General features: G+C 39.3%; 10 protein-coding genes. 8 read left to right on the top strand and 2 right to left on the bottom strand.

From position 1 onward, the window contains the following. Nucleotides 1-64 precede the first annotated feature (64 nt). Complete coding sequence (locus MHH33_RS13695) at nt 65-697, bottom strand: YigZ family protein (protein WP_342542028.1); 633 nt, start codon at nt 695-697, stop codon at nt 65-67. 178 nt (nt 698-875) lie between these two features. On the opposite strand from MHH33_RS13695, the gene MHH33_RS13690 reads away from it, so the two are divergent. Further along, the gene (locus MHH33_RS13690; protein WP_016428072.1) at nt 876-2,030 is read left to right on the top strand and encodes a sensor histidine kinase; all 1,155 of its coding nucleotides are present in this window, start codon (nt 876-878) and stop codon (nt 2,028-2,030) included. A 29-nt stretch (nt 2,031-2,059) separates the two neighbouring features. Then, nucleotides 2,060-2,734 carry a response regulator transcription factor gene (locus MHH33_RS13685; protein WP_016428071.1) on the top strand — a complete coding sequence of 225 codons (675 nt, stop codon included), beginning with the start codon at nt 2,060-2,062 and terminating at the stop codon, nt 2,732-2,734. Between the two features lie 253 nt (nt 2,735-2,987). On the opposite strand, the gene MHH33_RS13680 is transcribed toward MHH33_RS13685, so the two are convergent. Further along, nucleotides 2,988-3,863: a nuclease-related domain-containing protein gene (locus MHH33_RS13680; RefSeq protein WP_342543778.1), complete on the bottom strand. Its 876-nt coding sequence runs from the start codon at nt 3,861-3,863 to the stop codon at nt 2,988-2,990. 434 nt (nt 3,864-4,297) lie between these two features. Between MHH33_RS13680 and MHH33_RS13675 the strand changes: the two genes are divergently transcribed. The 6 genes from MHH33_RS13675 (at nt 4,298) to secA (ending at nt 13,376) form a co-directional block, all read left to right on the top strand. Continuing rightward, nucleotides 4,298-4,882 carry a nuclear transport factor 2 family protein gene (locus MHH33_RS13675; protein ID WP_342542027.1) on the top strand — a complete coding sequence of 195 codons (585 nt, stop codon included), beginning with the start codon at nt 4,298-4,300 and terminating at the stop codon, nt 4,880-4,882. Between the two features lie 307 nt (nt 4,883-5,189). Then, nucleotides 5,190-6,545, top strand: a complete 1,356-nt coding sequence (locus tag MHH33_RS13670; protein ID WP_342542026.1) for a DEAD/DEAH box helicase family protein — start codon at nt 5,190-5,192, stop codon at nt 6,543-6,545. After that, on the top strand, nt 6,542-7,162 hold the full coding sequence (locus MHH33_RS13665) for a ComF family protein (RefSeq protein ID WP_342542025.1): 621 nt from the start codon (nt 6,542-6,544) through the stop codon (nt 7,160-7,162). Before MHH33_RS13670 ends, MHH33_RS13665 begins: the two co-directional genes overlap by 4 nt. Before the next feature lie 118 nt (nt 7,163-7,280). Further along, complete coding sequence (gene raiA / locus MHH33_RS13660; RefSeq protein WP_016428061.1) at nt 7,281-7,841, top strand: ribosome-associated translation inhibitor RaiA; 561 nt, start codon at nt 7,281-7,283, stop codon at nt 7,839-7,841. 533 nt (nt 7,842-8,374) lie between these two features. Beyond that, complete coding sequence (locus tag MHH33_RS13655; protein ID WP_342542024.1) at nt 8,375-10,765, top strand: EAL domain-containing protein; 2,391 nt, start codon at nt 8,375-8,377, stop codon at nt 10,763-10,765. 97 nt (nt 10,766-10,862) lie between these two features. Beyond that, a complete protein-coding gene (gene secA, locus MHH33_RS13650; RefSeq protein WP_342542023.1) occupies nt 10,863-13,376 on the top strand; it encodes a preprotein translocase subunit SecA in 2,514 nt (837 codons plus the stop codon). Nucleotides 13,377-13,383: the final 7 nt, after the last annotated feature.

Genomic DNA, 13,383 nt, shown 5'->3' with positions numbered 1-13,383 from the left:
TTTCTTTAAAATCATTACATCTGTTAAATATTTCCTGCTATATATACGCAATAAAGGCTCGAATTTAGGTGTCAAACTCAAGAAATTTAGAAGATTGTTGCTCGATTTTAGCTTGCCCATTCGTCATTTCTGTTATCCATTCTACAAATGTCTCTTCTGTTGATACAGGCACGTAGAGAAATATTTCAACAGTATCTGCGTAATCTATACGATCGAGTGGATAGGTGGACCCACGCACTTCATTTTCGACTTTACCCAGCCACGTATAATCGACAGAAACTTTCATTAAATGGTGGAGTCGGCGTTCGACAATATGCGCTGCCTGAATTCCTTCGGTAGTAGCTTTTCCATACGCACGAATTAAACCGCCTCCACCTAATTTAATACCGCCAAAGTATCGCGTTACGACAACGACAGTATCCTTTAAGCCTTGTTTTTTTAAAACTTCCAACATTGGAACACCAGCTGTTCCACTTGGTTCCCCGTCATCATTTGCTTTTTGAATGGAGTCATGTTCTCCAATCATGTAAGCTGAACAATTGTGATTCGCTGATTTATGTTGAGATTTTATTTCATCAATAAAGGCTTGAGCCTGTTGTTCCGTCTCAGCTCGGTTTACGTAAGTGAGGAATCGGGATTTTTGAATAATAATTTCTGATTCTCCGAAGCCTTTAACTGTGACATAATCTTTTCTCAAATCTTTCCACTCCTCGCTGACATCTAGTTGTCATCTAATTTTAATATGTTTTTGTGTATATAGTGATATAATAAATGCAGTCATAGCAGGAATAAAGGCATATATGACGTATTATATAGATAGAGAAATGAATGATTAAGCATTCATCAGACAGTTGCTCGAAAAAGGAGAATACCCGATGTCAGGGAAAAAGGTCGATATCAATTCTTTAGATCATATTTTCAGCCAAATGGTTGAAACGATGGACCGCTCCAAAAACGATATTTTCATTATAAGCGAACAAAATCGACAAAGCTTATTACAAATGCAAAAAGAATTGGAAATTGTCCATTCGAAATTAGCTGATGTATTAATAGAAGGTGATTTGCTTGAAGAAGATACCCGTCTTTCAAGAAAGCGGCTCGGCGATGTATCCAAGCATTTTAACACGTTTACGGAAGAACAAGTGCGTGAGGCTTATGAACAAGCAAACGATTTACAAATTAAACTTTCAATTAATCGTACGGAAGATCGCCAACTACGGGAACGTAGAGATGATTTGGAACGTCGTTTAAATGAATTAAACGATGCTATTTTGCATGCCGATCAACTTGTTACACAGGCCAACGTGGTTACCAACTACTTAACATCGGATTTGAAAAATGTTGGACAAGCATTGGAAACCGCGAAATTAAAACAAGATTTCAGTTTGAAAATTATTGAAGCACAAGAAGAAGAACGAAAAAGGCTATCTCGTGAAATACATGACGGTCCCGCCCAAATGATGGCCAATGTTTTAGTTCGATCAGATTTGATTGAACGGACTTATCGTGAAAAAGGTGTTGATCAGGCACTAGTAGAAATTTCAAGTTTAAAATTGATGGTACGAAATGCTCTGTCGGAAGTAAGACGAATTATTTATGACTTGCGACCAATGGCATTGGACGATTTAGGTTTAGTCCCTACCCTCAAAAAATACTTAATGACTATCGAAGAATATAATATGGGGTGCAAAATACACTTCCATTCAAATGGAGAACAGCGTCGACTTTTACCGAATTATGAAGTAGCGCTATTTCGCCTGATTCAGGAATCTGTGACGAATGCGACAAAACATGGCAAATGCCAAACAATTTGGGTAGAAGTTGTATGGAATAAGAACAAAGTAGCCGTTACGGTGAAAGATAACGGAATTGGTTTTGATCAGCGCCTTGTTCGGGATAGTTCATTTGGTTTACTTGGAATGCAAGAACGTGTCGATCTATTAAAAGGTGAAATGGTTGTGAAATCCTCACCTGGCAAAGGAACAACAATGATGTTTCGAATTCCTTTAATTGAGGAAAAAGAGAGATAAGGTCTGCTTATATTTAGGAGGAAATGACGATGACGAAAATTGTAATTATAGACGATCACCAATTATTCCGTGAAGGGGTAAAACGAATTCTAGACTTTGAAGATTCATTTGATGTAATTGCTGAAGGCGATGATGGAAGCGACGCTTTAAATTTGTATGAGCAATATGCACCGGAAGTTATATTGATGGATATCAACATGCCACGTAAAAATGGAGTAGAAGCAACAGGTGAGCTAATGGCGAAATATCCAGAAGCCAAAGTAATCATGTTATCTATCCACGACGATGAATCTTACGTTACGCACGCTCTGAAAACAGGTGCTCTTGGGTACATGTTGAAAGAAATGGATGCTGACGCAATTGTACAAGCCATTAAAGTGGTTGCAGCAGGTGGATCTTACTTACATCCAAAAGTAACACGTAATTTAGTGGCGGAATTCCGTCGTTTGAGTGAACGTGAAAATAAAGGAACGTTCCACCAATCCGAAATTCGACGTCCTTTCCATTTACTAACAAAACGTGAATGTGAAGTTCTTCAATTATTAACAGATGGCCAAAGTAACCGCATGATCGGTGAAACATTGTTCATCTCTGAAAAAACAGTGAAAAATCACGTCTCTAGCATTCTTCAAAAAATGAATGTAAACGACCGTACACAAGCCGTCGTAACAGCTATTAAAAATGGCTGGGTTGAAGTACGCTAATTACTAATTGGACCCCTCACAAATGTGAGGGGTTTTTTGATTTTTAGTGAGATGACAATGGGTCGGGTGTGTAGTTTAGTGTTCCAGGTAGACAGAATGAGGATCCAGGTTGACAGAATGAGGATCCAGGTAGACAGTTTTGGGTTCCAGGTTGACAGAATGGCCATCCAGGTTGCACAAAATGAAAAGTGACATGGTATTTTCATGTAAAACTTGTCATGGGACAGAATAAACGTCCAAGAAGCACAAACTCCTATTTTTTTTCAAGCGCTTCAGCTCGAATTGAAAAAGAACCCTCATAGTCATCGTCAAATAATTTATAAAATCTATAGCGACCATTGTTTTTAGGTATCAATTTAGCTCTATTTAAAATATGTGATGCAGATGTTTTATCCCTTAGTTGCAAAAAATCCAGACATTCTCTTGTAGTAATAGTGCTTTTCATTAGATAAAACCAATCCTCGAGAGCATTCGCAATGATTACTTTCCTCGTAATTTTGCAGGTAGGACATTTATAAAGAGAGCCAATATTCATAGAGCATTGCGGGCAAAGTAATCCTTTGACAATCTCTGAATCTAGAATTGGGACAGTATTTACTAGTGGGGTGGGGGAATAATTCGTTTTAGCCTGTTGCAGGGAGTCGATTAATGAATTGAATTCTTTTTCTGTAAGTGCGGGAGGGAGATCAAATAGGTCTTCAATATAAGAACCGACATCACAGCCCATCACTATGTTGGAATACCTAGGGGGCAAATCTACAAGGGTGCTAGAAAATGCGAAAACAATAGCACTTCGTATGGGTAGATATATTTGATTTGTATTCAACCATTTAACCAATCTTCTTTCATGACGTTTCAGTTGCTCCTCTGGACATTTCATTGAAGTTTTAACTCCGTCGACTTCTTTGACTAATTGGGCAGGAGTCTTGTGGAAAGAGATTCGACCTTTCAATGCTTTTATTTCTAATATACATACAAACTTTGGTGTAATGATTAATGTATCAAACTGGGCTTTTGTGTTTGCTGAAGTTTGAACATTAATGTCTTTAAAGATGACATATGGACATGGGAAATCAATATTCTTTAAAAAATTGTCCACATACGTTTCACCGCTGTACCCAGCACGAATCCGATTGATTCTCGATTCGATTTCCTTATAAAGCGGATGTTCTTTGGGTACTCTATTTAGTAAGCGAAGGTAAACCGTTAACGATTTAGGTGTTTCTCGATTTCCGACAATAAAATATCACTCCTTCTAGTCTTTGGGATAATGTAAAAATAGCATTTTTATCCATCTAGTTGCAACTGAATTACTAGAAAAGATTTCCAAGTAGACAGAATGCCCATCCAGGTAGACAGATTGGATTCCAGGTAGACAGTTTAGCCTTCCAGGTTGCACAAAATGGAAACAGCCCACTATAATCCGAAGCCATCCAACAATCCTACGCTTTAATACACGAAACTTTCACATGATGGGTGTCGTCTCTATTCTGATTGCGGCTATAATTATTGTAAGGGCAATCATTTTATGACAAAATAGCCGAGTAGGAGGGACGAATTATAATGAAATTCAAATATATGATGGTGTTAGCGCTAATTTCAATATTACTGTCTGCTTGTGCAAGTGAAGAAGACCGAGGCGGTGCAGGTTCCGTTTCCGATGGGGAAACTTCAAGTGAAAATAACGCATTAGAACATGGTGTGAAGAATCAGGATCAGGAACAATCTGATGTTGGCTTTGAGATGTCGGGTTCTGATATTGAAGAGGCACAAGATGTGCCAGCAGATGAAAAGAAGGCAATATTGGCTGCGTTTGACACCTATATGACTTCTTTTAATAACGAAGACTTTGAGACGTATATGTCTGTCATCGCTAAAGAACCTGAAGGGTTTGATTACAAGGAAGAAGAAGAGATGATTAAAAAAACGTTTAAAGAATATAAAGTTAAACGGACAGCTGAAGATGTGACAGTCATTAAGTATGACAAAAGCCAAGCACAGGTCTTTGCGTCACTTGCAATCTCGCTTGAACAGGAGTCAACAGGTGCTAAACTTGACCGAACAGGTCGACAAGTAACCGTTTTTGCCAAAGAGGATGGAAACTGGCGTGTCAGCAGTGTCTACTTCATCGGTGATGTAGCGGAATAAAGAAGACGAGAACCTCGCATAAGTGCGAGGTTCTTATTATTTAGGCCCAGTTACATTAAACTGTAAATCAACGTATTTGAGCTATCTTCAATCTTCCGCCAGAGCTAACTAGTATGAAATCCGCTTAACACACGCTTCAAGCTCTTGCGGCATTTAAGGTGCAAATACACTCCTTCATAATATCAACTTCTTTGTTAAAAATTTTCCCTCTCCATACACCAATATGCCCATCTTAAATTGGCGAGTTCCACAATTGGGGATTATGATTAAATGGTAGGAATGAGATATCCGTATTGGAGGGATGCTCATGAAAGAGATACAAACATTTTTAAGTGGCCGATTATGGTTGAAGGAACAAACCCCATTTCCTTTATCCGACATAGAAGATTTAATTGAAAAAGGATTTATTACCCCTCATCAAGGCATTTCATCAACTCATTTTTCACCATTACTAAAAACCAATCAACACCAATGTCGTCGTTGCGGAGTTAACCAATTGACCTCTTTCCACTGTGCAAAATGTAAAGGTGTTTGCTTTTATTGCAGGCATTGCATTCGTATGGGCAGAGTGAGCAGTTGCACGGAGTTGATAACATGGACTGGACCTGTGATTGAACAAGTCCAGTCACATCGGTTTTCATGGTCTGGCAAATTGACATCCCAACAAGAACGAGCTTCAAATGAATTGCTAGCCAGCGTCCGTCGAAATCAAAGTCATTTAGTTCATGCCGTATGCGGAGCTGGAAAAACGGAATTATTGTTTCCTGCTGTATTTGATTTGCTTGAGAGGGGACAACGTGTATGTGTGGCTACTCCAAGGACAGATGTTGTACTGGAGCTTGCGCCGAGATTCCAGCAAGTTTTTCCGCAAACAGTTATTCATGCTTTATATGGTGGCTCTCCGGGTTACACGGACTACGCACAGCTCATCATCGCAACAACACATCAACTTTACAGATTTGAAGAAGCTTTTGATGTCGTGTTTGTCGATGAAGCGGATGCTTTCCCATATACAGTGGATAAAGCTCTGCAATATGCAGTGCAAAAAGCGAAAAAGAAAGAAGCTGTTGTCCATACTATTACAGCTACACCATCTGATGAACTTTTAAGACAAGCTGTTAATAAATCGGTCATTTCTGTAAGGTTTCATGGTTTTCCTCTACCGATACCACGTTTTGTCGGGTTGTGGAATTATCATAAGCACATTCAGAAAGGTAAACTTCCCCCAAAATTAAAGATGTGGACTTTAAATTGCTTGAACCACTCCCGACCTTTTTTAATTTTCTTCCCTACTATTGAACTCATGGAAAAAGCTTTGCCCTTATTTCAGCTGTTGCATCCGGAAATTTTGTCAGTCCATGCAGAAGACAATGATAGAAAAGATAAGGTCATTAAATTGCGTCAGAAAAAAGTTTGTGGCTTGCTGACAACGACCATTTTGGAGCGAGGAATCACGATTCCTAATGTTCAAGTAGCAGTAGTAGGTGCTGATGAGACGATTTTTACGAGCAGTGCATTAATCCAAATAGGTGGGCGTGTCGGTCGAGCGATAGATTATCCTGATGGAGATCTGGTGTTTTTTCATCATGGAATTTCGTCTGCCATGGATACAGCCAAAGCTACTATAGAAGCTCACAATAAGCAGGGTGGATACAGGCAATGACGTGTTTACTCTGTTCAACACCATTTTTAGAAAGTGCTTCTTGGCAAAAACTATTCTTCTTAAAACAATCGGACGTTCTTTGTCATGGTTGCAGAGCAAAATTTGAAAAAGTACAAAATAATCAGATTGAAAATGAATGGTCGGGGACAATATATGAAGGTGCACTGGATACCGTCAGATCCATATACACTTACAATGACTGGATGAAGCATGTGTTTCAACAATACAAATTCCAGTTGGACGTGGAGCTGGCAACGATTTTTGCTGAAGATTTCAAACCGTTAAGAAATGTTCAGAAGTTGATAGTCCCTATTCCTCTACATCCGGAAAAGTTACAGGAGAGAACCTTTTCACAAGTGGATCAATTGCTCATGGCTGCACATGTTCCTTATACGCATGTGTTGGACAAAACTGTAAATCGTTCACAAGTCGGAAAAACAAGAAAAGATCGGATGTCCTCCGAATTAATTTTTTCCGTGTCCAAGAGTGTTCAAAATCAACACATTATATTGGTCGACGATTTATATACAACAGGCACCACACTGCATCATGCCGCATTTGTTTTGAAAAAAGCGGGGGCTGAATCAGTAGATGCAATTACATTGATTCGAGCATGATGCGACAGAAAAAGGCATTTATTCGACAAAATCCAGAAAAGTTTTTGGTTTGTAGCAGGAGTTTATAGGGGATATGTAGAATAAGGTTTACATAGCCTTAATTAAAGGAGGAGTTTACATGTTAAATTTTAATATCCGTGGTGAAAACGTCGAGGTAACTCCTGCGATTCGTGAGCACGTTGAAAGCAAAATCAATAAGGTAGAGCGCTATTTCAACGAAGATCTCCAAGCGAACGCAAATGTCAATTTAAAAGTGTATAACGACAGTCAAACGAAAGTGGAAGTAACAATTCCTTTGAAGAGTTTAACGCTTCGAGCTGAAGAACGTCACAATGATATGTATGCAGCGGTCGATTTAATCGTCGATAAACTTGAGCGTCAAATTCGTAAATATAAAACGAAAGTAAACCGTAAGTTCCGTGAACGTGAAGGAGTAGGTGCATACTTCGCAAACGTTGTTTCTCCTGAGCAAGCGGCATATCAGGACGAGAGTGAAGAAGAATTACACATCGTCCGTACAAAACAATTTGAATTGAAACCAATGGATCAGGAAGAAGCGGTTCTTCAAATGGATATGCTTGGACATAATTTTTACGTATTCACTGATGCAGAATCTAATGGAACAAATATCGTCTACAAGCGTAGAGACGGTAAGTATGGTTTAATCGAAACAAATTAATCTTAATCAATAAATGAGAAAGCCCAGAAAGAATTGGGCTTTCTTTTTTTATTTATTAAGCAAAATAAAGCTGTTGATAAGAAAGAGTGTATTTGCGCCTGCATTCCAGGGGAAGAAGGTTAAAAACGCCTTGTCCTGAGTCTCCGGTTACTCGTTGCAAAATGCAATGCGAGAAATTTTGTGGCAACACCTTCATGACCCACTTCATGTTGGCCCAAGTGTGAGACTAACAAATATGTGATATGCATAATTGTTGGCTCATGCGGCTAGCGCGAATGGCGATAAACAGCAGCATCATTTAACAGCAGTAAAAATTATGATTTGTATAAATGCAGTTGATGTTAAAAAATGATTTGCGCCAGAATGCCTCAAGCGGAGCGAATGGCTAGTACAAACGGACAAAAGCAACAGTATTGCTGAACATAGCCTTTAAAATTGATTTATTTGTCGATTGAGGAGGAATTCACTCGAATGAAGCGAATTATTACATTATTAATTGCTAGGTACTTCACTTAAATAGGGGAGGGGATTGGATGAAGAAAAGTCGATTTTGGAAAAGACTTGGATTTCGTGGGAAAGTGTTATTTGCCATGAGTGCAATTGTCATCCCAATCCTCTTTGTGATGGCTTCTTTTTCATACAATTATTCAAAAAACTTATTTGAATCACAAATGGAAGAAGAATTGGCCCTTGAAAACGAATTGGTGGTTCAGCAAATCTACACGTTGTTAAGTAGTAAAAGTGAAATTACAAAACAACTTGGAGAACTTGAAGATGTACGGGAACTTATGGAATCTTCAATTGAACGGGAAAATGTAGAGGAGTCAAATACATATCAGCAAGCAAATCAGCTTATGACAAGAGTACAAGAAAATACAGATGGTGTTGGTTTAGTATGGATGGCCTTTCTCGAGCAGAATTTTTTAATTGCAGATAATGGATACGTTACCGATGCCGCTTATGATATACATAAACGACCGTGGATTAAAAAAGCGAATGAAGCAGAAGGCTTATCATACTCAGATCTTTATGTCGATTACACAACTAAGGAATTAACCGTGAGTGTCATTTATCCAGTCGAATCAGAGGGCAGACGTCTCGGTTATTTTGGTTTGGACATGCACCTGGATACGATTCCTAAATTGATAGATCCATATGAAACAAAGGAAAACAAGCATATTTTATTGACAGAGACAGGGCAAACATTATTTGACTCTGACAACATTAATAGTGAATTCGAAAACATTTCACTCGCTGAAAATGTATTCGAGTTAGTTAAAACATCAAAAGGAAACTTTTATGTACAAACACGAGAAATTGATAGTACTGGTTGGCAATTGATTAGTTATGCACCCGAAAAAACAGTTACCCAACCACTTGCAGGTTTTGGACAAATCATCGGTTTATCATGGATCATCGCAGCAATTCTTATTTTAATCACCTTATCCTGGTTGCTTCGCTCCATGTTAAAAGACTTACCGACCATTGTGAAGCATGTCCGTCAAATGGAACAAGGGAATTTAGTCGCTAAGATGGGAATCAAAAGTAAGGACGAAATTGGTGAAATTGCACAATCTATCGAGCAGATGGGCAATTTGCTAAACCTACAAGTACAAGAAATTGACTATCAGGCAAGATTTGACTCATTAACGAACTTGCCAAACCGTTTTTCGATTGAACGTGAACTTGCCGGATGGATCGAAGAATTAACCGATTCCGATCAAATGATAACTGTGGCATTTATTGACCTTGATCATTTTAAACAAATCAATGATTCGAAAGGACATGCTTACGGGGATTCGCTATTAGTACAAGTAGCACATCGGATAAAAGACTTATTGCCAGAAAACAGCTGCTTTGGTCGCTTCAGTGGGGATGAATTCATTGTCTTGCTACATTCCAAAAAAGACAAATTCCCGGGTGTCCGAGCAACCCTTACTGCAATACATACTTCATTCGCAAAAGCATTTTATTTGAATGAACAAGCGTTTTTTGTGACTTCTTCCATAGGAGTTTCACTTTATCCCACGGATGCTCAATCATGTGAGCAATTACTAATCAATGCAGATACCGCACTTTATAAAGCAAAAGCAGTAGGAAGAAACAGAGTCCTCTATTTCAATTATGAAATGAAGGAAGCATTCGAAAAACAGCATATGATGGAGCAAGGTTTACGTGAGGCCATCAAGTACAATCAACTTTCACTCGTTTACCAACCACAGTTCAACCTAAAAACAGGCAATACCGAAAGTCTGGAAGCATTGCTGCGGTGGCGACATCCAGAATGGGGAATGATTTCTCCTGCCGAGTTTATTCCCGTGGCGGAAGAGTCTGGGAAAATTCAGGAGATAGGTGATTGGGTACTTGAAACAGCCATTCGCGAAATTAAGAGTATTCATATGGAATACCCACATGTGTCGTCTGTAGCGATCAATGTCAGTACGATTCAACTACGGGAAACAACCTTCATTCATCTCTTGAAATCGTTGTTGAATAAATATCATGTAGATCCTGGCCTCATCGAAATCGAGATAACTGAGTCCATCTTTATTGAGGGTGGAGAAGAAGTGTTGGAAACGCTCGAAAAAATTCGAGAAATGGGCATTTCCATTGCGCTTGATGATTTCGGAACAGGTTATTCCTCATTAAATTATTTGCGTATTTTACCGATAAACCGTGTGAAAATTGACCGTTCATTTGTTCAGAAAATGGAGAATGATTCGCGTGTGCAGGCGATTATTAAGTCCGTCATTGACTTGTCCCACGATTTAGGATTCAACGTAGTTGCAGAAGGGGTGGAAACACAAAAACAGCTCTTCTTAATAAAGGCTTTGAATGCAGATGTCATTCAAGGGTTTTATGGCAGCAAACCTTTGAACTGGACACAACTGCATGATTTTCTAAAAGATAGACAAACACTGTAGAGATATAGCCGTCATTTGCACCCCTATAGTTGCAGTGGTAAAATAAACCTTGAGACTATATAAAAAAACCTTGAGACTATATGGGAAGTGAATTTAAATGCTTGGAGTATTAAATAAAGTATTTGACTTAAATAAGCGTGATTTAAAAAGATTAGAAAAAGTTGCCGATCAAGTAGAGGCGTTTGCAAAAGACATGGAAGCATTAACTGATGATCAGTTACGTGCTAAGACTGATGAATTTAAAGGGCGATTGGAAAGTGGTTCCGATTTATCGGAAATTCAAGCGGAGGCATTCGCAGTAGTTCGGGAAGCAGCCAAACGAGTTCTTGGTATGTATCCTTTCCGCGTTCAAATTATGGGTGCGGCTGCACTTCATGAAGGCAATATTTCAGAGATGAAAACCGGTGAAGGGAAGACGTTGACGTCCACTATGGCTGTTTATTTAAATGCCATCACTGGAAAAGGAGTTCATGTGGTTACGGTCAATGAGTACTTGGCAAGCCGTGATGCTGCCGAAATGGGTCAGTTGTATAATTTCTTAGGATTAACTGTTGGATTGAATTTAAACAGTTTGAATAAGGACGAGAAACGTGAAGCGTATGCAGCTGATATTACGTATTCAACAAACAACGAACTTGGATTCGACTACTTACGTGACAATATGGTGTTGTACAAAGAAGAACATGTTCAGCGACCACTCTATTATGCAGTAATCGATGAAGTCGATTCCATTTTAATTGATGAAGCACGGACGCCATTGATTATTTCAGGACAAGCAGCAAAATCTGCTCAACTTTACCAACAATCAAATGCTCTTGTCCGTGTACTTCGTAAGGAAGAAGACTTTTCATATGATGAGTCGACTAAAGGTGTCGTATTAACAGAGGCAGGAATTGAAAAGGTTGAAAAAGCGTTTGGAATCGACAATTTATTCGATTTAACACATGTTCGCTTAAACCATGCCATTAACCAGTCCTTGAAGGCACATGCAAGTATGCATAACGATGTTGATTATGTGGTTCAAGAAGGCAACGTCGTAATTGTTGACTCCTTTACAGGACGTCTGATGAAAGGTCGCCGTTATTCGGATGGACTTCATCAAGCGATTGAAGCGAAAGAAGGCCTTGAGATTCAAAATGAATCGATGACCATGGCAACCATTACATTCCAGAACTATTTCCGTATGTACGAAAAACTTTCTGGGATGACGGGTACAGCCAAAACCGAAGAAGAAGAATTCCGCAATATATACAATATGAATGTCATTGCCATTCCAACGAATCGTGTCATTGGACGTGATGATCGTGCTGATTTAATTTACGCTTCAATGGAAGGTAAATATAAAGCCGTAGCGGAAGATATTGCACAACGACACAAAGCTGGTCAACCAGTTCTTGTTGGTACAGTGGCTATCGAAACTTCTGAAATTATTTCGAACTTGTTGACAAAACATGGCATTCGCCACAATGTACTGAATGCGAAAAATCATGAACGTGAAGCTGAAATCATCACAACTGCTGGCCATAAAGGATCTGTAACGATTGCTACGAACATGGCTGGACGTGGAACAGACATCAAACTTGGTGAAGGTGTCATCGAAGTTGGTGGATTAGCTGTCATAGGTACAGAACGACATGAATCCCGTCGTATTGACAATCAGCTTCGTGGACGCTCAGGACGCCAAGGCGATCCTGGTGTGACTCAGTTCTATTTATCAATGGAAGATGATTTGATGCGCCGTTTCGGTTCGGATAATATGCGTGCTATGATGTCTCGATTGGGTATGGATGATTCTCAGCCAATCCAGTCGAAAATGGTGACACGTGCGGTTGAATCAGCACAAAAACGTGTCGAAGGAAATAACTTTGATGCACGTAAACGATTGCTTCAATATGATGATGTTTTACGTCAACAACGTGAAATCATTTATAAAGAACGTTTGGAAGTGCTGGAAACCGATAACATGCGTGGATTGGTAGAAACGATGATCGACGAAGTTATTGAACGATCAGTTGCAGCTCATACTGCTTCAGACAAGCACGAAGATTGGAACTATAAAGGTCTGGAAGATACAATTCAAGCAAATTTACTATCTGAAGGTGCCATAACTCGTGAGCAGTTGGAAGGTAAATCTGCGGACGAAATCACAGAATTTATTAAAGCGGAAGTTTACAAACGCTATGATGAAAAAGAAGAGGAAATGTCTCCTGAACGTATGCGTGAATTTGAAAAAGTTGTCCTGTTGCGTTCAATTGATTCAAAATGGATTGATCACATTGATGCGATGGATCAACTGCGCCAAGGAATTCACTTGCGTGCTTACGGACAAATCGATCCACTTCGTGAGTATCAAAACGAAGGATTTGCGATGTTCGAAGCGATGGTTGAGTCTGTACAGGATGATGTTGCGAAATATGCTATGAAGGCAGAAATACGCAATAACCTGGAACGTGAAGAAGTAGCGAAGGGCCAAGCTGTTAATCCGAAAGAAGAAGGCGGATCTGTCAAGAAAAAGCCAGTTCGTACAGAAGCTTCAGTAGGAAGAAATGAAATGTGCCCATGCGGCAGTGGCAAGAAATTCAAAAATTGCCATGGTGCTGTTGAAAGATAACGGAGGA

This window comes from Paenisporosarcina sp. FSL H8-0542 (genome assembly GCF_038632915.1).
Lineage (GTDB): Bacteria > Bacillota > Bacilli > Bacillales_A > Planococcaceae > Paenisporosarcina.
This window is presented reverse-complemented; position numbering and strand designations above follow the sequence as displayed.